Source organism: Pseudomonas reidholzensis (genome assembly GCF_900536025.1).
Lineage (GTDB): Bacteria > Pseudomonadota > Gammaproteobacteria > Pseudomonadales > Pseudomonadaceae > Aquipseudomonas > Aquipseudomonas reidholzensis.
This window is the reverse complement of record NZ_UNOZ01000002.1, coordinates 508,071-526,596: the sequence shown is the minus strand read 5'-3', so window position 1 is coordinate 526,596 and position 18,526 is coordinate 508,071. Positions and strand designations below refer to the sequence as shown.

Sequence of the window (18,526 nt, the reverse complement as noted above, 5' to 3'; positions counted from 1 at the left end):
GGGAGCGGGCTTCACCCGCGAAGGGCTGCAAAGCAGCCCCAGCTTCACTTCGGTAGCACAGGAAACAACAGCCCAATCCTGATTGCCAACCAGCGCCCCACTTCACGATCCTCCCTCATGCCATTCTCCCCACCCGCGACCAGTCCAGCCGGCGGGTCAGCACCATGAACACCCCCAGCAAGCCAAAGCACAGCAACGAGCCCATCAGCAGCGCATAGTCCTCGGCGCTCAGCAGCCCATAGAGCATCGCGTAGAGCACCGCCAACCCCGCCGCAAAGCCGACCCCGCGCCACAAGCTGCGCAGCACATGGCTCAGGTAGAAGCCGATCAGCAGCACGCACGCCGACGCCGACAAGCCGTACGCCACGCCAAACCCAAGGTGTTCCGAGAGCGACAGCAACAGCAGGTAGAAGAACGCCAGCGCCACCCCGACCAACACGTACTGCACCGGATGCACGCTGAGGTTCTTCAGCACTTCGAACAGGAAGAAGCCGGCAAAGGTCAGGGCGATGAACAGCAACGCGTATTTGATCGCCCGCTCGCTCTTCAGGTACTGGTCGACCGGGTCGACGAAGCTCACACCAAAGGTGCGGTCCTTGTAGTCCGCGCACTGCTCGACCGTCGCGCACTGGCGCAAGGCATCTTCCAGGTTGGTGGCGAAGAACGACGTCTGCCAGTGCGCCTTGAAGCCCTCGGCATTGATCTCGCGGCGGCTCGGCAGGTAGCTGCCGACAAAGCTCGGGTGGGGCCAGTTAGCCTGCATGTCGACGCTGCTGGTACGCCCGACCGGCAACACATGCAGCTGACCGGTGCCCTGCAGGGCGAGGTCGAAGCCGTAGCTGAATTCAGTCGCTTGCTGGCCGTCCAGGGCCGGCAGCGGAACATGTACGCCCCCGCGCATCCAGTCCAGGCCGGTGCCAGCCTCGAAGGCCAGACGCTGGTCATCGAGGCTCAGCTCGAGGTTGCTTTCGATGCCGCGGATATCACTGATACCCACCGCCAGGAACGGCTTGTCGAAACGGTAATCCTCATAGTCCTTCTCGACGCCCCAGCGCGCAGGCAGCTTGAAACGCCCGGCGACCTGGCTCTTGGCGTGGAACAGCCGCGCCTGGTAGATGCCCCGGGCGCGCAGCTCGGTGTCGATGCCGATGGTGGCCTCGAAGGTTTCCGGGAGAAAGTACAGGTGGCCGCTGACCGTGCTGGTCTCCTGCACGCTGTGGCCGTCCTTGTCGATCCAGCGGCGCTCGTACTTGCGGTAGGGCACCACCAGCAGCGGGCCGGCGATGACCTGGTCGAAGCTCGAACTCTGGGCGATGTCGGCCAGGACCGTATCGCGCAGGCTTTGCCGCTCATCGATCAGGCCGCCGATCATCAGCAGCGGGATCAACAGCAGCAACATCAGCAGGGCAATCATGCCGAGCTTGAAACTCAGGGTCTTGTTCATGGGGCTTGGGCTCCGTTGGCGATGGGCACAGTCTGTGCCGCATGCGTGGAGCCCTCAGGGAGGCTGTGTGGAGAGTCTGTGGTGATTGTGTGAAGCCCGAATCGTCCGAGAGAACAGCCCACATCCTGTGGGAGCGGCCTTGCGTCGCGAAAGGGCCGCAAAGCGGCCCCGGCAATTCAGCTGATACGCCGCACCGGCAGCCACAACCTGACCCGCACCCCGCCCTCGACGTTGTCCACCGCCAACGCCCCGCCATGCAGCTGCATCACCTCCTCGACGAAGTTCAGCCCCAGCCCCGTGCTCTTGCGCCCACTGGCCGGTCGCGGCAGCGAATAGAACCGCTCACTGACCCGCCCGATCGCATACGGCGGGATCGCCTCACCCTGGTTGAACAGGCTTAATGCCACCCGCTCACCCGCCTGCTCCAGCTCGAACAGCAACGCCCCGCCGGCCGGCGTGAAGTCCAACGCGTTCTCCAGCAGGTTGGCCAACGCCTGGCGCATCAGGAACGGGTCACACAGCAGCCGCACCCCCACCGGCACCCGCTGGCGCACCTGCAAGCCGGCACTCTCGATACGCGCGGCATGGGCCAGCAGCAACTCGTCGACCAACGCCGCCAGGGCCACCGCCTGCTCATCCTCCAGGGCCTGCATCTGCTCGACCTGGGCCAGGTTGAGCAAGCGCTCGATCATCTGCTGCAAGCGCCCGCTTTCACGTTCGATGTTGCTGGCAAAACGCACCCGCTGCTCGTCCGGCATATCACCTTGAAGCAGCTCCGAGGCGCCGCGGATCGCCGCCAGCGGGCTCTTCAGCTCATGCGTCAGGGTGTGCACGTAGCGCTCCACATAGGCCTTGCCGGCCAACTCGGTGCGCATCCGTTCGACCGCCGTCGCCAACTGGCCGAGTTCACCGCTGTTGTAATGCGGCAGTGCGGCGCGCTCACCCTCGCTGACCGCCTGGGCGTAATGCGTCAGCTTGCGCAGCGAGCGCGACAGCCACCACGACAGCAACGCGCCGACCAGCAGGCCAAGCACGATCAGGCCCAGGCCGAGGTTGAGCAGGCGCCGCTCGGCACGGTCGATGTACGGCTGCAGCGAGCTGTTGGGCTTGGCCACGGTGACCACGCCAATGATCTTGCCGGCATCCATGATCGGCGCCGCCACGTGCATCACCGAGGTGCTTTCATCCTCCGGATCGCTGCGCGACGAGCGCGCGCCGTACTTGCCCTGCAGGGTCAGGTAGACGTCGTTCCAGCGCGAATAGTCCTGGCCCAGGTCGTGGCCGGTAGAGTCCAGCAGGACGATCCCCTTGGCATCGGTGACATAGATACGGTGGCTGACCTGGTTCTTCGCCAGCCCCCAGATCGCTGCACCCGGCTGGCGCTGACCGTAGGCTTCGAGCAACTGCGGCAGGCGGCTTTGGCCGAGGGTGCCGGCCTTGACGTCGTCGCGCAGGATCTCGGCGAGCAGGTTGGCGGTGTCGACCAGGGTTTCCTCGGACGACTGGCGCACCACCGGGCGGATCTGTTCGCGCACGGTATTGAGCAGGAAATAACCCGAGAGCCCGACGAACAGGAAGTACACCAGAAAGATCCGCAGCCCCAGGCGCATCAGGCATGCTCCGGGCTGTAGCTGTAGCCCAGGCCGCGGTGGGTCTGGATCGGCTCGGCGTCGGCGGCGACCAGGCGCAGCTTGGCGCGCAGGCTCTTGATGTGGCTGTCGATGGTCCGTTCGTAGCCCGAGTCGCCGGCGACACCGAGGGCATCGAGCAGTTGCTCGCGGCTGAACACCCGCTGCGGCTGCTCGATCAGGCATTGCAGCAGGCGGAACTCGTGGCGGGTCAGCGCCAACGTGGCGCCGCGGTAGACGATCTGCATGCGCAGGGTATCGAGCTGAAACACCGCCACGGCGCTGACCGGTTCGGCGCGCGGGGCCATGCGCTTGAGGATCGCCCGCACCCGCGCCGCCACTTCACGCGGGCTGAACGGCTTGACCACATAATCGTCGGCACCGATCTCCAGGCCCAGGACCCGATCGATCTCGGCGTCGCGGGCACTGAGGAACATCACCGGCACCTCGCTGAAGCGGCGCAGTTGGCGGCAGGTTTCAAAGCCGCTGATATCGGGCAGGCCAATGTCGAGGATCACCAGGTCGGCCGGTTGCAGGCGTTGGCGCTCGACGGCGGCGCTGCCCAGCGAGACCCATTCGGTGCTGTGGCCATCGGCTTGCAGAGCGTAGATCAGGGTGTCGGCGATGGCGGATTCGTCTTCGACGATGAGAATGTGAGGCATGGCGTCCGGCCTGACTGGGGCAATGCAGGACTTTTAGGGGATTGTGGAGGTTGTGGCAAGTAGCGACTGGGTTTGCCGCGCATTCCGGCCTCATCGCGGGTAAACCCGCTCCTACAGGCTTGTGGCGCGATCCCTGTAGGAGCGGGTTTACCCGCGATGAGGCCAGCAGGGCTGCCGCCAATCAGCAGTCAGGCTTGCCCGCCGTGAACCGGCGCGCCGGGTTCACCGCCGCCTTGAACTCACGCAACGCCTTGGCGCCGATCAGCAGCGGGTAATTGAAGCTGCTGCGGTCGGTCAGGTTGACCTCGACCGTGCGCTTTTCTCCCCCGAGGCACAGCTCCAGGTCGACCACCGGCCGCCGCGCCGCCTCGACGCTGTCGCCCTCTTCATCCTCTTCGTCGGCACGGCTCTTGATCTTGCTGATGCGCGCGACCTTGTGCTCATAAACCTTGCCGTCGGCGTCCTTGGTGGCCAGGCGAAAACGCACCCAGTCCTCGCCATCGCGGGTAAACCGCTCGATGTCCTTGGCCGACAACGACGCCGTCAGCGCGCCAGTGTCCATCTTGGCCTTGAGAGTTTCGCCGCCGATTTCCGGCAGGCTGATGTACTCGTACCGGCCATACAGGGTCGGCTCTGCCGCCATGACCGGCAGGGCGAGCAGCGACAACAGGGCAAACAATGCTTTCACGGGCTAACTTCCTTAGACGAGACAGTGCTTAGACTGCGCAAGCGCGATAGGTTCGTCGGCAAAGCTTATCCAACATAATGTGAAACATTTGTCCCGCCCGCTGGGCACTGGAAATTTGGCGTAGGCGATTGCCGCACTTATTATTGCCGGCCGCTTAATTCACACAACACGAGTCTCTTTATGCGTCGCCTGCTGACCGGCATCCTCACAACCCTGCTGCTGGTGCTCAACACCGTGGTGATGATCTGCCCGCTGATGGTCTTTGCCCTGCTCAAACTGGTGCTGCCGGGCCGTGGGCGCGACTATGCGTCGGCGGGCGCGATGTGCATGGCCGAGACCTGGTCGGCGATCGACAAAGCCATCTTCGCCCTGTGCATCCCCACCCAGTGGGACGTGCGCGGCGTCGACAAGCTGCGCCAGGACACCTCCTACCTGTGCGTGAGCAACCACCAGACCTGGGTCGACATCCCCGCGCTGATCGAGAGCCTCAACCGCCGGGTGCCGTTCTTCAAGTTCTTCCTCAAGAAGGAGCTGATCTGGGTGCCGCTGCTGGGCCTGGCCTGGTGGGGGCTCGACTATCCGTTCATGAAGCGCTACAGCAAGGCGTTTCTGGCCAAGCACCCGGAGCTCAAGGGCAAGGACCTGGAGATCACCAAGGCCGCCTGCGAGCTGTTCAAGCGCCAGCCGGTGACCGTGGTCAACTACCTGGAGGGCACGCGCTTCACCGAGGCCAAGCACCGCGAGCAGCAGTCGCCGTACACCTACCTGCTCAAGCCCAAGGCGGGTGGCGTGGCGTTCGTGCTGGCGGCGCTGGGCGAGCAGCTGGATGCGCTGCTGGACGTGACCATCGTCTATCCGGGCGACAAGGCACCGGGGTTCTGGGACCTGCTCAATGGCAGCATCAGTCGGGTGATTATCGACATTCGCGTGCATGAGCTGGACCCGGCGTTGTGGGCCGGGGATTACGAGAATGACCCGGCGTTCCGCGAGACGGTGCAGGCCTGGGTGAACCAGTTGTGGGCAGAGAAGGACCGGCGTATCGAGCAGTTGCGCGCTGAAATGAACTGAGGCCGTTCAGGCCGGCGGCAGATTCCAAGCGTACATCCCAACACCTAAGTGTATTAATCCAGCGTTCAGAGCACACACTGAACGCTGGCTAATCTACACCGTGGGTGTTTATCGATTGCCGTCGTCTTCCAGCGCTACGATAAAGTCGTCCAATTCGAAATCATTGCCGCCGGAGCCTTCTACTCGATTCCTGACGCTGAGTGTCAGGGGGCCTTCGTGAACAAAGTGACCTTGCAACGAGACCCACTCCCTGTTTTTCAACTCCAGCGCTGCTGAAATGCAAACATCATTGGCGTACAGCGCGAGCACCGCGTATGCCTTGACATTGGTGGTTCGACGCGCCCGAATGGTAAAGCTGTAACGATGGTTTGCGGTTAATTTCGTATAGGTCTTTTGAACCAAGGTTTTCTTGTTATCGCCTGCATGGGTAGGGAACGATAATACATTGTTAGCATGCTTCGCCCCCAGCAGCGGCGCGACGAGCGCCCAGCCATTCATTTCCGAGCCTTCAAAGGATGTGTGTTCGGCAAATTGGGTCATTGTGCAGACTCCTGCGTGTTCAGCGAGGGTTGAGGTGAGCGATAAAAGTAAATCCAGCTCAAACCCGTCCGCTACTGACAGAAGTACCAGTTGACGCATGATCATCGGCATAGGAAGCAGCCAGGACCCGCGTTTACAAACGCTGCTTCAGCTCGCGTGTCCCACAGCGCAACCACGCGAGTTAAGCCGCTACGCCTCCATTAAAAGCCTGGCTAATAATCATCATAACGATTACTTCTTTGTCACCCTTCCCCTAAGTGGATAAAAATCGATAAAAGCACAACTACAAAAATTCCCTGGATCGATCGATGGCCACTCAAGCTAGCTCCGCCCCCGCCCAGCTTCGCCGTGTCCTGGGCCTGCCCGCCCTGGTGTTCTTCGGCCTGGTGTACATGGTCCCGCTGACCATCTTCACCACCTACGGCATCGTCACCGAGCTCACGGGCGGGCGCACCGCCGGGGCCTACCTGGTGACCCTGCTGGCGATGATGTTCACCGCCACCTCCTACAGCTTCATGGTCAAGCGCTACCCGGTCGCCGGCTCGGCGTACTCCTACACCAACATGGCCTTCGGCCCCAACGTCGGCTTTCTGGCTGGCTGGTCGCTGCTGCTCGACTACCTGTTCATCCCGATGATCAACTACCTGCTCATCGGCCTGTTCCTCAACATCGCCTTCCCGGCCATCCCAGCGTGGAGCATCATCCTCGCCTCGATCGCCCTGGTGACGGTGCTCAACGTCATCGGCATCCACTCGGTGGCAAAAGCCAGCAACCTGATCGTCGGCGCACAGATCGTCTTCATCGGGGTGTTTGTCGCCCTGTCGTGGCAGACCCTGGGCACGGGCCAGTCGGTCGACTACCTCGCCCCGCTGCTGGGCGATGGCTCGGCCCCCGGCTTCGGCGCGCTGATGGCCGGCGCCGCGGTGCTGTGCCTGTCTTTCCTCGGCTTCGACGCCGTCTCGACCCTCGCTGAAGAAAGCCGCGATGCCCGCCGCGACGTCCCGCGGGCAATCATCCTGACCACCCTCGGCGCCGGCTTGCTGTTCACCCTGCTGGCCTACATCAGCCAACTGGTGCTGCCGGGCAGCAGCTTCGCCAACGTCGACGCGGCAGCCAACGAAGTGATGTTCAAGGCCGGTGGCCAGTTCCTCGCCAACTTCTTCACCGCCGCCTTTGTCGCCGGCAGCCTCGGCTCGGCGCTGGCCTCGCAAGCCGCGGTGTCGCGCATCCTGTTCACCATGGGCCGCGACGGGGTGCTGCCGCAGCGCACCTTCGGCCAGCTGTCGCCGCGCTTCGGCACGCCGGTGTTCGCCATCCTGCTGGTCTCGGCGTTCTCGCTGCTGGCACTGGTGATCGACCTCGCCACCCTCGCCTCGCTGATCAGCTTTGGCGCGTTGGTGGCCTTTTCGGCAGTCAACCTGGCGGTGGTGCGCACACACCTGATGATGGACAACGCCGAGCGCAACCTGCTGGGCCTGCTGCGCTACGGCGTGGTGCCGCTGGTCGGGTTGAGCCTGACCCTGTGGCTGTGGACCAGCCTGTCGGCGCTGACCCTGGTGATCGGCCTGTGCTGGTTCGCCCTGGGCCTGGCGTACCTGGCCGTGCTCACCGCCGGCTTCCGCCGGCCGATGCGCCTGGTGGATTTCTCCGAAGCGGGTTGAGCCTTACACCGACGGCGTGGTCGCTGGCGCCGGGGTAGTCCACAGGCTACCCAAGTTCTGCAGCAGCGACCCGGCAATGCCCTGCTGGCCGAGGTACTGGAGGATCAGCGGGGCGAACTGGCCGATCATCCCGGTATCCATGCCCAGCGCCTTGAAGGCGCTGTCCAGGTCGCTGCGGTCTTCGACGTTATTGCCCAGGGCATTGCTCAGGGCCGACTGATTCTCGCTGTTCTTGCCGAGCAACTCGCCCAGACCGCTCAGGCCACCGAGGGCGTTGGCGCCGGAGAGCAGGTCCAGGCCTGGGACCGCCTTGGTCAGCTGGCCGTAGTCGTCGGTGCTGAGGTTATTGCGTGCCAGGCCCAACATCGCCCCGGCGCCGCCGACGGCCTGCTCGGGGGTGATCTTCAGTTCGCTGCCCAGGGTGTTGAGCAGGTTGGCCGACTCGGCCGGCGCCTGCACCTTGCCTTGTGCATTCTGGTTCTGCATGCCGGACACGGCGTTAGCGGCGTCGCTGAGGTTGAAGGCGAACGCTGGGGTTGCGGCCAGGGTCATCAGGGTTGCCAGGGTGAACGCTTTCATCGGGAGGGACCTCGTCGGCCGGGATGGCCTGGGAAACGAGGCATTCGACTGGGGGTTGGGAGGTTTGTTCCGGGCCGTGTATCGGCGGGCACAGCACGCGCGTGATAGCCACCTGCGCGTCGCCTGGCCTAGGGCTGCTGTGGGTAGCCCTTCGCGGGGCAAGCCCGCTCCCACAGGTTCTGTGGAAAGCCCAGAATTCAGGCATTCCAGGCCGCTCGAAAGAGCCCTGAATTCGGGTATTGCGCAGATCCTGTGGGAGCGGGCTTGCCCCGCGAAAGCGTCAGTGCAGGCAACCAATTACTTACCTGACTGGCGTTGAAGGCAAGCCCATGAAAGACCGCAAGCTGCCCCGGCACGCTCACTGACACAGCGCCAATCGGTCAGTGCAACCTGTTCCGGGCGATCTCGATGTCATCCATGATCGCCTTGGCAAACGCGCTCAGGTAATCCGCCGCACCGAGAAACTTATGGTCGTCTTCCATATCCCCCTCACGCACCAGGTGCTTGATGTACCCCAGCAGCACCGACACCTGCTCGTAGGCATGCTCGAACGGCACCCCTGGCATCACTCGGAAGATATGGCAGGGCTTGTCGCCGGCCTCGAAAAACGTCTCGACGCCTACCGTCACGTCGGTTTTGGGATCGTCGCTCATCGCACTACTCCTTCGCCGTTGCAGCAGTCGAATACGTGTTCGATCAGGGCAAGGGCCGTGTCGGTGCAGTGGGCTGCGTTCGCCACTATCGGCGTACCTGGCTCGCCGGTATGCACGCGGCAATGGGCCTCGAGCGTGCTGGAAACGCCGCGCAGCAACTCGCAGGCGTGAGCCAGGGCGTCGGGCGGGAAGAGATCGGGGTGAATGGAGGCGTAGAAGGGGTTGCGCTGGGGTGGGTCGGGGACAATTTTTTTCATCAGTGCACCATGCAGAGTTAGGTGCCATCCGTCCGTTTCCACACATCAGGGTGACAGCTGTACGCAGGGTGGAAAGACCGGTGCATGATGAACCCGGCAGGTCCTTAGACCTCCCGCGTACAGCCGTCATAACGACAACCATCATGCAAACTGCCGGGTTTCCACACCCGATCGCTGAACCGTTCAGCGACCCGGTGAGCCTAGAGGGCGAGGATTCCCAGGGCAATCAGACGGGAGTCGACAGAATGTGTAGGATATTTCCCAGAGCTACCAACTACCAGAGCCGGCATGTGAGGAATATCCTCACATTACGTAGGAACTCGCCCTAAATACTCCCGTTTTAAAGCGCCCACCTATCATTTCTGCCAGTAGCCACGCATCTCAATCGCCTAAATACTCATTTGCGGGACCGTGTACGTGCACCGCACTCTCAGCAGACAATGGGTTCATATCGATGAAAAAGAAAGCCCTCACCAATCAGTTTTTCTACCAGAACAACAAGCTGATCACTGTGAAATCGGACGGCCAGAGCCGGACAATTTTTCGCGCTGCCGATCAGCCTTTGGCTGAAAATAATGTCGCCGGCGAGCAAACTTCAGGCCTATTGGCAACAGATCAAATGGGATCAGTGCTAAAAGCTAAAGACCAAAAAAATGCAGAACGGCATGTGTATTCCGCATATGGGTACACCTCAAAACTTCCCTCAACAATGACGCAGCTTGGCTTCAACGGCGAACATTTTGAGAGCGTAGCGAAGAGTTACCTACTCGGACTAGGTTATCGTGCGTATGCAACAACGATGATGCGATTTCTTTCGCCTGACAGCATGAGCCCCTTCGGTGCGGGGGGGATAAACGCGTACAGCTATTGTGCAGGCGACCCTGTAAACAATTCAGATCCTACCGGACACATAAAGCTTGGGAGGCCTACCAAAAATGTAGCCTACTACCAGAAAAAGGTCACAAACACCACTACCGACATTAAGAGCAAGAATGACTATCTCGACAAAATGTCCGTGATTTATAAAAAAGGCACTGCCACAGAAGCCGATCAACACAGGCGCTTTGGAAGAGCGTCGCCAGAGGTGACTGCAACACTCAACGAAATGGAAAAAAAAGCAAACGCCATTAGCGCAAACATTGAAAAACTCAATATAAAACTCGCTAAAAAACAAAAAAAACTCATCGGTGCTGAAAACGCAGTGCTCGCTGCCGCTGGCCCATCTGCACCGAGCGCCGAAAGCATGGGAATCCCGCTCAATTATAGCCCCTATGATCCCATGGCACCCCGGGTGAGCATCATGTCGGTGGCCTTCGCACCACGCGCCAGCATCATGTCAATAGCTTCAAATTATAGTCCCTTTGATCCCACCGCACCTCGAGCAAGCATTATGTCGCTATTGCCCAGCCGTCATGCCAGTACACCTAACCTGTACGGAACAATGGACGATTCGATCATAGTGAGGCGGGCAAGCATTTAAGCAGAGCCCAGGCCCCGAGCGCCTATGAGTGTCTGGCGTGGGACGACGCGCAAAAAATACACGGTACGCAAAAACAACGCCCCTCATAGGAGGGGCGCTGCTTATAAACTCACGTTAAGCCGCACTAAACGTCTTGTGCGGATCAATCACAAACTTCTTCGGCACCCCAGCATCAAACTCGCCATACCCCTCAGGCGCCTGATCCAGGCTGATCACCTGCACCCCAACCACTTCCGCGATATTGATCCGGTCCCACATGATCGCCTGCATCAACTGGCGGTTGTACTTCATGGTCGGGGTCTGCCCGGTGTGGAAGCTGTGCGATTTCGCCCAGCCCAAGCCAAAGCGGATGCTCAGCGCGCCGATCTTGGCGGCGGCATCCACCGCGCCTGGGTCTTCGGTCACGTACAGCCCTGGGATACCGATGTTGCCGGCAACGCGGGTCACCTGCATCAGCGAGTTCAGCACCGTGGCCGGTGCTTCATGCTTGGCGCCCTCGTGGCCATGGCCGCGCGCCTCGAAGCCGACGGCGTCCACGGCGCAGTCCACCTCCGGCTCGCCGAGGATGTCGACGATCTGCTCGTGCAGCGGGGTGTCCTTGGACAGGTCGACCACTTCGAAGCCCTGCGACTTGGCGTGCGCCAGGCGAGCCGGGTTGAGGTCGCCGACGATCACGCAGGCGGCGCCCAGCAGCCGTGCCGACGCAGCGGCAGCCAGCCCGACCGGGCCGGCACCGGCGACATAGACGGTGCTGCCGGGGCCAACGCCGGCCGTGACTGCGCCGTGGTAGCCGGTGGGCAGGATGTCGGACAGGCAGGTCAGGTCACGGATCTTTTCCATGGCCTTGTCGCGATCCGGCAGTTTCAGCAGGTTGAAGTCGGCGTAGGGCACCAGCACGTATTCAGCCTGGCCGCCGGTCCAGTCACCCATGTCGACGTAGCCGTACGCGCCACCGGCGCGGGCCGGGTTGACGGTGAGGCAGACACCGGTGTGCATCTCTTTGCACGAGCGGCAGCGGCCGCAGGCCACGTTGAACGGGACGGACACCAGGTCGCCGATTTTCATGCGCTCGACGTCGCGGCCCATCTCGATGATTTCGCCGGTGATTTCGTGGCCCAGGACCAGGCCAACCTGAGCGGTGGTGCGGCCGCGGACCATGTGCTGGTCGGAGCCGCAGATGTTGGTGGAGACCACCTTGAGGATCACCCCGTGCTCGATCTTCTTGCCGCGTGGGTCCTGCATTTTGGGGTAGTCGATGTTTCGCACCTCGACTTTGCCGCCACCGAGATACACCACTCCACGGTTACCAGACATGCTCTTACCTCGCTTGATTTGTACTTATGCAGCGTTGGTTGAAGCGCCGCCATCCATGGGCGGCATGTGTTACTGGAATGGGGGAATTGTGGGCTTGTGGCGGCGGGATGCCGTGACTGGAAACGACAACGACTTGTCAGGGGGCGTCAGCGGGGCGGAGGAGGATGGAAGATAGCCGGGGCCGCTTTGCGGCCCATCGCAGGACAAGCCAGCTCCTACAGGGACCGCGCTGTCTCAAGAACGGCGCGCTACCTGTAGGAGCTGGCTTGCCTGCGATGGGCTGCAAAGCAGCCCCAAAATAGTCAGAGCACCACAGTCCGATTGGCGTTCAAGAACACCCGCCGCTCAATGTGATACCCCACGGCCCGCGCCAGTGTCAGGCCTTCGATATCCCGCCCTTTGGCAATCAGGTCCTCAGGGTAGTGGCTGTGATCCACCACCTCGACCCCCTGGGCAATGATCGGGCCTTCATCGAGGTCGTTGTTGATGTAGTGCGCAGTCGCACCGACCATCTTCACGCCCTTGTTGTAAGCCTGGTGATACGGCTTGGCGCCCTTGAACCCCGGCAGCAGCGAGTGATGGATGTTGATCGCCCAGCCGTCCAGGCGGCGGCACAGTTCAGGCGACAGCACCTGCATGTAGCGCGCCAGGATCACCAGCTCGGCCCCGCTCTCCTCGATCACCTGCAGCACCTTGCGCTCTTGCGCCGGCTTGTCCTTGGGGTCGAGGGCGAAGTGGTAGTACGGGATCTTGTGCCAGTGCGCCAGCGGCTCGAGGTCCGGGTGGTTGGAGATCACCGCGACCACGTCCATGCCCAGCTGACCAATGCGCTGACGGTACAGCAGGTCGTTCAGGCAATGGTCGGCCTTGGACACCATGATCACCACCTTGGGGCGGTGATTGGGCGCGGTCAGCTCGAAGGTCATGCCGAACGCATCACTGCGCTCGGCCAGGCCGGCACGGAAGCCCGCCTCGTCGAAATCGTCCGGCTGGCGGAACTCGACGCGAATGAAGAAGCGCCCCGACAGCCGGTCATCGAAGGAGTGGTGCTCCGTGACATAGCAGCGTTGCTCGTAGAGGAAACGCGTCACCACATCGACGGTACCGAGCATGCTCGGGCAGTCGGCGGTCAGAATCCAGGTATCCGGTGCCCGACTCATGTCGCTCTCCTTAGGCTTCGATGCTCAGGCCGTATTCGGCCGAAGCGTCCTGCAGCCACAGCCACCAGTAATCGGCGAAGCTGCGGCGGATCACCAGCTCCCAGGTGTCTTCGGCGGTGCGGCGGATCACCAGTTGCGACTTGGCGAACACGGTGCCGACAGCCTTGCCGACCGGGAAGTTGTTGGGGTGCACATCATAGCTGGTGGACTTCATCAGCACGTCACGCACGTTCGGCCCGCGCAGTTCGAGCAGGCTCTGCCCGCCGCTGACGTTGACCACCTGGATGTGCTGGCCAGTGAGGGCGTCGCGCAGTTTCTGCTCGACCGCCAACTCCTGGCCGCCCGGGACGATCAGCAGCCACTCATCGGGGCCGACCCACTGCAGCGAGGTCTCGCCGCTGGCGACCACGGTCAGCGCGACCGGCAGCTCGAGGCCCAGGGCCTTGTGCACGCCGGCGGCGAACGCTGGGTCATGGCCGTCGCCACGGATGGTCAGGTGACCGAGAAGCTTCTTTTCACGCAGGGTCACGCCTGCGTTCTTGCGGCCCTTGCCAACCAGGCTGGCGAGGTCTGCGTGGTGCAGCGGCGTCTGTGCCTTGGCATCGGCGCCGGGGTGTTGCTGGAAGACGTTGATAGCGCTCATTTGTTACCTGCCTTGAATTCTGTTCTTCGGAGCGACGCGATCCCTGTAGGAGCGGGTTTACCCGCGAAGGCGGCGTTGCAGCCACCCTCGCATTCGCGGGCAAGCCCGCGCCTACAGGATTTCCAGGAGCCTTTAGACGTTCTGCCGCTCACCCTTCGGATCGAAGAACACCGAAGACACGATCTCGGCCTCGATCACGCTGCCATCGGCCTGCGGCGAATACACCCGCTCGCCCATGCGCTTGAGGCCGCCCTTGACCACACCCATGGCAAACGAATAGCCCAGGGAGTTGGAGGCGTAGCTGGAGGTCACGTGGCCGACCATGTCCATCGGGATCGGCTGCTTGGGGTCGAAGACCAGCTGGGCGCCTTCCGGCAGCCACTTCTGCGGATCGACCGGCTTGAGGCCGACCAGTTGCTTGCGGTCTTCACGCAGGCAGTCTTCGCGGTTCATGCCGCGCAGGCCGATCCACGAGTACGGCTTGTTGCGCCCGACACACCAGCTCATGTTGAGGTCGTCGGCGTTCATCGAGCCATCGGTATCCTGGCCAACGATGATGAAGCCCTTCTCGGCACGCAGTACGTGCATGGTCTCGGTGCCGTACGGGGTCAGGTTGAACTGCTTGCCGGCCTCGACGATCTTTTCCAGCACACCCATGGCGTAGTTGGCCTGGACGTTGACTTCGTACGACAGCTCGCCGGTGAACGAGATGCGGAACACCCGCGCCGGCACGCCGCCGACGTGGCCTTCCTTCCAGCTCATGAACGGGAACGACTCTTTGTCCAGGTCGATGTCGCTGATCTGCTCGAGCAGCTTGCGGCTGTTCGGGCCGGACAGGGTCATGGTCGCCCAGTGGTCGGTGACCGAGGTGAAGTACACCTTGAGCTCCGGCCATTCGGTCTGGTGGTACAGCTCCAGCCACTGCAGCACGCGTGCAGCGCCGCCGGTGGTGGTGGTCATGATGAAGTGGTTGTCGGCGACGCAGGCGGTGACGCCGTCGTCGAAGACCATGCCGTCTTCCTTGCACATCAGGCCGTAACGCGCCTTGCCGACGTCGAGCTTGGTCCAGGCGTTGGTGTACACGCGGTTGAGGAACTCGCGCGCATCCGCGCCCTGGATGTCGATCTTGCCCAGGGTCGAGGCGTCGAGCAGGCCAACGCTGTCGCGCACGGCCTTGCACTCACGCTCTACCGCGGCATGGATGTCTTCGCCCGGCTTGGGGAAGTACCACGGGCGTTTCCACTGGCCGACATCTTCGAACTCGGCGCCGTTTTTCACGTGCCAGGCATGCAGGGCGGTGAAGCGCACAGGCTCGAACAGGTGGCCGCAGTGACGGCCGGCTACCGCGCCGAAAGTCACCGGGGTGTAGTTGGGGCGGAACATGGTGGTGCCCATTTCCGGGATGGTGATCCCCAGGGAACGGGCGGCAATCGCCAGGCCGTTGATGTTGCCCAGCTTGCCCTGGTCGGTACCGAAGCCCAGCGCGGTGTAGCGCTTGACGTGCTCGACCGACTCAAAGCCTTCACGCGTTGCCAGCTCGATGCCGGCGGCGGTGACGTCGTTCTGCTGGTCGACGAACTGTTTCGGGCCTTTGCTGCCTTTGTCGTGCGGCACCTGGAACAGCGCCACGGTGGCCTCTTCCTTGCGCTGGACGGTTTTCGGCAAGGTGCCGGTGGTGGCCTTGAAGCCGGCTTCGGTAGCTGCGCGAACGCCGCCTTCGAAGCCGTCGGCGAGCACGTCACCGAGCGGGTAGACGCCATTCACGCCACCGACGCAGACGCGTTTCTGCGGCGCATCGCCCGGCACGAAGCCGAGGATGTCTTCACGCCAGACCGGGCGACCGCCCAGGTGCGACGCCAGGTGGACGATCGGGCTGTAGCCGCCGGAGGTGGCGATCAGGTCGCACTCGAGCACTTCACCGGGGCTGGTGACCTTGAAGCCCGGCACGTCGATGGCGGCCACGCGGGCGCCGGTCACGTGCTTGCTGCCCTTGGCCTCGACCACGGCGCTGGAGGTGAGGATGCGGATGCCCTTGGCACGTGCTTCCTCGACCAGCGACCCGCGTGGATTATGGCGGGCGTCGGCGATGGCGACCACTTGCAGGCCGGCGTCGTGCCAGTCCAGCGCGGTGCGGTAGGCATGGTCGTTGTTGGTCGACAGCACCAGCTTGCGGCCCGGGGCGACGCCATAGCGACGCACGTAGGTCGACACTGCGCCGGCGAGCATGTTGCCCGGCACATCGTTGTTGCCGTACACCAGCGGACGCTCGTGGGCGCCAGCGGCCAGCACGACCTGCTTGGCACGTACACGGTGCACGCGGTGGCGAACCTGGCCGATCGGCGCGCGGTCACCGAGGTGGTCGGTGAGGCGCTCGTGAATGGTCAGGAAGTTGTGGTCGTGGTAACCGTTGACCGTGGCGCGCGGCAGCAGGGTGACTTCCGCCAGGCCTTGCAGCTCGGCGAGGGTGGCTGCGATCCAGTCGGCGGCCGGCTTGCCGTCGAGGGTCTCGCGGGTGTCCAGCAGGCTGCCACCGAACTCTTCCTGCTCGTCGGCAAGAATAACGCGGGCACCGCTACGGCCCGCGGCCAGGGCAGCGGCCAGGCCAGCAGGGCCACCACCGACGATCAGCACGTCGCAGTGCTGGCTCATATAGTCGTAGCTGTCCGGGTCGTTCTGCAGCGGCGCGCGGCCAAGGCCGGCGGCTTTACGGATGTACTTCTCGTAGGTCATCCAGAACGATTTGGGGTACATGAAGGTTTTGTAGTAGAAGCCCGGCGGCATCATGCTGCCGCCAACCTTGCCAAGGATGCCCATGACGTCGTTGTTGACGTTCGGCCAGCCGTTGGTGCTGGTGGCTACCAGGCCTGCGTACAGCGCCTGTTGGGTGGCGCGCACGTTGGGGATCTGGGTGGCTTCGCTGGAGCCGATCTGCAGGATCGCGTTCGGCTCTTCGGTGCCGGCGGCAACGATGCCGCGCGGACGCGAATACTTGAAGCTGCGGCCGACGATGTCGACACCGTTGGCCAGCAGCGCGGCGGCCAGGCTGTCACCGGCATAACCCTGGTAGGTCTTGCCGTTGAAGGTGAAGTTCAGGACCTTGCTGCGGTCGATACGGCCGCCGCTGGCGAGGCGATAGGTCTGGCTCATACTTTTTCCCCCTGGCCTTTGACGGTCGATGCACCGGCGCTCAACTTGCCGTTGGCGGTGATCTGCGGCTTCTCGCCGATCTTGTAGGTTTCCAGAATTTCGTAGGTCACGGTGTCACGGGTGACGTTGAAATACTGGCGGCAACCGGCGACGTGGTCCCACAGCTCGTGGTGAATGCCACGCGGGTTGTCGCGGAAGAACATGTAGGTACCCCACTCCTCGTCGGAGCAGGCAGCCGGGTCCAGCGGGCGGGCGATGTGCGCCTGGCCTGAGGCGTGGAACTCTTCTTCGGAGCGCAGCTCGCCGCAGTGGGGACAGAAAATATGCAACATGACGATTGTCTCCGATTAGTGGGCGACGGCCGCGGCGCCGTGTTCGTCGATCAACGCACCGTTGTAGAAACGGTCGATGGAGAATGGCGCGGCCAGCGGGTGCATCTCGCCTTTGGCCAGGCTCGCCGCGAAGACGTTGCCTGAACCTGGGGTCGCCTTGAAGCCGCCGGTGCCCCAGCCGCAGTTGAAGAACAGGTTCTTCACCGGGGTCTTGGAGATGATCGGGCAGGCGTCCGGGCAGGTGTCGACGATGCCGCCCCATTGGCGGTTCATGCGCACCCGGGAGAGGATCGGGAACATCTCGACGATCGCCTGCAGGGTGTGTTCGATGACCGGGTACGAGCCGCGCTGGCCGTAGCCGACCCAGCTGTCGATACCGGCGCCGATGACCAGGTCGCCTTTGTCCGACTGGCTGATGTAACCGTGCACGGCGTTGGACATGATCACGCTGTCGATGATCGGCTTGATCGGCTCGGACACCAGCGCTTGCAGCGGGTGCGACTCGAGCGGCAAGCGGAAGCCCGCCAGGCGCGCCATGTGCCCGGAGTTACCGGCGGTGACCACACCGACGCGCTTGGCACCGATGAAGCCTTTGTTGGTTTCGACACCGATCACGGCGCCGTTTTCCTTGCGGAAACCGGTCACTTCGGTCTGCTGGATCAGGTCCACGCCGAGGGCGTCGGCGGCACGCGCGAAGCCCCAGGCCACGGCATCGTGACGGGCGACGCCGCCACGCCGTTGAACGGTCGCACCGAGGATCGGGTAGCGGGTGTTCTTCGAGCAGTCGAGGTAAGGGATCTCTGCCGCCACCTGGTCGGTGTTGAGCAGCTCGCCATCGACGCCATTGAGGCGGTTGGCGCTGACCCGACGCTCGGAGTCACGGATGTCCTGCAGGGTGTGGCACAGGTTGTAGACGCCGCGCTGGGAGAACATCACGTTGTAGTTGATGTCCTGCGACAGGCCTTCCCACAGTTTCATGGCGTGTTCGTAGAGCTTGGCCGATTCGTCCCAGAGGTAGTTGGAACGCACGATGGTGGTGTTACGGGCGGTGTTGCCGCCGCCCAGCCAGCCTTTCTCGACCACGGCCACGTTGGTGATGCCGTGCACCTTGGCCAGGTAGTAAGCGGTGGCCAGGCCGTGCCCGCCGCCGCCAACGATCACCACGTCATAGACCTTTTTAGGGGTCGGCGTGCGCCACATGCGCTGCCAGTTTTCGTGGTGGCTGAGGGAGTGTTTGAAGAGGCCGAAGCCCGAATAGCGTTGCATGGTG

General features: G+C 62.9%; 17 protein-coding genes. 3 read left to right on the top strand and 14 right to left on the bottom strand.

Annotated features, from left to right (window positions below; translation table 11 throughout):
* Positions 1-115 precede the first annotated feature (115 nt).
* The 4 genes from creD to rloA2 form a co-directional block, all read right to left on the bottom strand.
* Positions 116-1,444 carry a cell envelope integrity protein CreD gene (creD, locus tag CCOS865_RS02520; protein WP_119137601.1) on the bottom strand — a complete coding sequence of 443 codons (1,329 nt, stop codon included), beginning with the start codon at positions 1,442-1,444 and terminating at the stop codon, positions 116-118.
* A 176-nt stretch (positions 1,445-1,620) separates the two neighbouring features.
* Positions 1,621-3,054 (bottom strand): two-component system sensor histidine kinase CreC, encoded by a 1,434-nt coding sequence (gene creC / locus CCOS865_RS02515; RefSeq protein WP_119137599.1) that lies wholly within the window; start codon positions 3,052-3,054, stop codon positions 1,621-1,623.
* Positions 3,054-3,734 carry a two-component system response regulator CreB gene (gene creB / locus CCOS865_RS02510; RefSeq protein WP_119137597.1) on the bottom strand — a complete coding sequence of 227 codons (681 nt, stop codon included), beginning with the start codon at positions 3,732-3,734 and terminating at the stop codon, positions 3,054-3,056. The genes creC and creB overlap by 1 nt, the downstream gene beginning before the upstream one ends.
* 181 nt (positions 3,735-3,915) lie before the next feature.
* On the bottom strand, positions 3,916-4,422 hold the full coding sequence (gene rloA2, locus CCOS865_RS02505; RefSeq protein ID WP_119137595.1) for a retropepsin-like aspartic peptidase RloA2: 507 nt from the start codon (positions 4,420-4,422) through the stop codon (positions 3,916-3,918).
* Between the two features lie 180 nt (positions 4,423-4,602).
* On the opposite strand from rloA2, the gene CCOS865_RS02500 reads away from it, so the two are divergent.
* On the top strand, positions 4,603-5,490 hold the full coding sequence (locus CCOS865_RS02500; protein ID WP_119137593.1) for an acyltransferase: 888 nt from the start codon (positions 4,603-4,605) through the stop codon (positions 5,488-5,490).
* Between the two features lie 108 nt (positions 5,491-5,598).
* Here CCOS865_RS02500 and CCOS865_RS02495 read toward each other — a convergent pair whose 3' ends face one another.
* A complete protein-coding gene (locus tag CCOS865_RS02495; RefSeq protein ID WP_119137591.1) occupies positions 5,599-6,030 on the bottom strand; it encodes a hypothetical protein in 432 nt (143 codons plus the stop codon).
* A gap of 308 nt (positions 6,031-6,338) precedes the next feature.
* Between CCOS865_RS02495 and CCOS865_RS02490 the strand changes: the two genes are divergently transcribed.
* Entirely contained in the window at positions 6,339-7,691 is a 1,353-nt protein-coding gene (locus tag CCOS865_RS02490) for an APC family permease (protein WP_119137589.1), read from the top strand.
* A gap of 3 nt (positions 7,692-7,694) precedes the next feature.
* Here CCOS865_RS02490 and CCOS865_RS02485 read toward each other — a convergent pair whose 3' ends face one another.
* The 3 genes from CCOS865_RS02485 to CCOS865_RS02475 all read right to left on the bottom strand — a co-directional run bounded on the left by CCOS865_RS02485 (position 7,695) and on the right by CCOS865_RS02475 (position 9,180).
* Positions 7,695-8,270: a DUF2780 domain-containing protein gene (locus CCOS865_RS02485; protein ID WP_119137587.1), complete on the bottom strand. Its 576-nt coding sequence runs from the start codon at positions 8,268-8,270 to the stop codon at positions 7,695-7,697.
* Positions 8,271-8,650: 380 nt separating this feature from the next.
* Positions 8,651-8,923 carry a DUF3077 domain-containing protein gene (locus CCOS865_RS02480; RefSeq protein WP_119137585.1) on the bottom strand — a complete coding sequence of 91 codons (273 nt, stop codon included), beginning with the start codon at positions 8,921-8,923 and terminating at the stop codon, positions 8,651-8,653.
* A complete protein-coding gene (locus tag CCOS865_RS02475) occupies positions 8,920-9,180 on the bottom strand; it encodes a hypothetical protein (protein ID WP_119137584.1) in 261 nt (86 codons plus the stop codon). Before CCOS865_RS02475 ends, CCOS865_RS02480 begins: the two co-directional genes overlap by 4 nt.
* Before the next feature lie 454 nt (positions 9,181-9,634).
* Here CCOS865_RS02475 and CCOS865_RS02470 point away from each other — a divergent pair, with 454 nt between their 5' ends.
* Positions 9,635-10,660, top strand: a complete 1,026-nt coding sequence (locus tag CCOS865_RS02470; protein WP_119137583.1) for an RHS repeat-associated core domain-containing protein — start codon at positions 9,635-9,637, stop codon at positions 10,658-10,660.
* Positions 10,661-10,774: 114 nt separating this feature from the next.
* Here CCOS865_RS02470 and fdhA read toward each other — a convergent pair whose 3' ends face one another.
* The 6 genes from fdhA to CCOS865_RS02440 all read right to left on the bottom strand — a co-directional run bounded on the left by fdhA (position 10,775) and on the right by CCOS865_RS02440 (position 18,522).
* Complete coding sequence (fdhA, locus tag CCOS865_RS02465; protein WP_119137581.1) at positions 10,775-11,974, bottom strand: formaldehyde dehydrogenase, glutathione-independent; 1,200 nt, start codon at positions 11,972-11,974, stop codon at positions 10,775-10,777.
* A 302-nt stretch (positions 11,975-12,276) separates the two neighbouring features.
* Positions 12,277-13,134, bottom strand: coding sequence for a formyltetrahydrofolate deformylase (purU, locus tag CCOS865_RS02460; protein WP_119137579.1), 858 nt, complete (start codon positions 13,132-13,134; stop codon positions 12,277-12,279).
* 10 nt (positions 13,135-13,144) lie between these two features.
* A complete protein-coding gene (locus CCOS865_RS02455) occupies positions 13,145-13,777 on the bottom strand; it encodes a sarcosine oxidase subunit gamma (RefSeq protein ID WP_119137577.1) in 633 nt (210 codons plus the stop codon).
* Positions 13,778-13,909: 132 nt separating this feature from the next.
* Positions 13,910-16,924 (bottom strand): sarcosine oxidase subunit alpha, encoded by a 3,015-nt coding sequence (locus tag CCOS865_RS02450; protein ID WP_119137575.1) that lies wholly within the window; start codon positions 16,922-16,924, stop codon positions 13,910-13,912.
* A complete protein-coding gene (locus CCOS865_RS02445) occupies positions 16,921-17,256 on the bottom strand; it encodes a sarcosine oxidase subunit delta (RefSeq protein WP_119137573.1) in 336 nt (111 codons plus the stop codon). Before CCOS865_RS02445 ends, CCOS865_RS02450 begins: the two co-directional genes overlap by 4 nt.
* A 15-nt stretch (positions 17,257-17,271) precedes the next feature.
* Positions 17,272-18,522, bottom strand: a complete 1,251-nt coding sequence (locus tag CCOS865_RS02440) for a sarcosine oxidase subunit beta family protein (protein ID WP_119137571.1) — start codon at positions 18,520-18,522, stop codon at positions 17,272-17,274.
* Positions 18,523-18,526 lie beyond the last annotated feature (4 nt).

What these genes read in the sequence shown, in the direction of transcription:
- creD (WP_119137601.1), bottom strand. Translation starts at nt 1,444, where the DNA reads ATGAACAAGACCCTGAGTTTCAAGCTCGGCATGATTGCCCTGCTGATG.
- creC (WP_119137599.1), bottom strand. Translation starts at nt 3,054, where the DNA reads ATGCGCCTGGGGCTGCGGATCTTTCTGGTGTACTTCCTGTTCGTCGGG.
- creB (WP_119137597.1), bottom strand. Translation starts at nt 3,734, where the DNA reads ATGCCTCACATTCTCATCGTCGAAGACGAATCCGCCATCGCCGACACC.
- CCOS865_RS02500 (WP_119137593.1), top strand. Translation starts at nt 4,603, where the DNA reads ATGCGTCGCCTGCTGACCGGCATCCTCACAACCCTGCTGCTGGTGCTC.
- CCOS865_RS02495 (WP_119137591.1), bottom strand. Translation starts at nt 6,030, where the DNA reads ATGACCCAATTTGCCGAACACACATCCTTTGAAGGCTCGGAAATGAAT.
- CCOS865_RS02490 (WP_119137589.1), top strand. Translation starts at nt 6,339, where the DNA reads ATGGCCACTCAAGCTAGCTCCGCCCCCGCCCAGCTTCGCCGTGTCCTG.
- CCOS865_RS02485 (WP_119137587.1), bottom strand. Translation starts at nt 8,270, where the DNA reads ATGAAAGCGTTCACCCTGGCAACCCTGATGACCCTGGCCGCAACCCCA.
- CCOS865_RS02480 (WP_119137585.1), bottom strand. Translation starts at nt 8,923, where the DNA reads ATGAGCGACGATCCCAAAACCGACGTGACGGTAGGCGTCGAGACGTTT.
- CCOS865_RS02475 (WP_119137584.1), bottom strand. Translation starts at nt 9,180, where the DNA reads ATGAAAAAAATTGTCCCCGACCCACCCCAGCGCAACCCCTTCTACGCC.
- CCOS865_RS02470 (WP_119137583.1), top strand. Translation starts at nt 9,635, where the DNA reads ATGAAAAAGAAAGCCCTCACCAATCAGTTTTTCTACCAGAACAACAAG.
- fdhA (WP_119137581.1), bottom strand. Translation starts at nt 11,974, where the DNA reads ATGTCTGGTAACCGTGGAGTGGTGTATCTCGGTGGCGGCAAAGTCGAG.
- purU (WP_119137579.1), bottom strand. Translation starts at nt 13,134, where the DNA reads ATGAGTCGGGCACCGGATACCTGGATTCTGACCGCCGACTGCCCGAGC.
- CCOS865_RS02455 (WP_119137577.1), bottom strand. Translation starts at nt 13,777, where the DNA reads ATGAGCGCTATCAACGTCTTCCAGCAACACCCCGGCGCCGATGCCAAG.
- CCOS865_RS02450 (WP_119137575.1), bottom strand. Translation starts at nt 16,924, where the DNA reads ATGAGCCAGACCTATCGCCTCGCCAGCGGCGGCCGTATCGACCGCAGC.
- CCOS865_RS02445 (WP_119137573.1), bottom strand. Translation starts at nt 17,256, where the DNA reads ATGTTGCATATTTTCTGTCCCCACTGCGGCGAGCTGCGCTCCGAAGAA.
- CCOS865_RS02440 (WP_119137571.1), bottom strand. Translation starts at nt 18,522, where the DNA reads ATGCAACGCTATTCGGGCTTCGGCCTCTTCAAACACTCCCTCAGCCAC.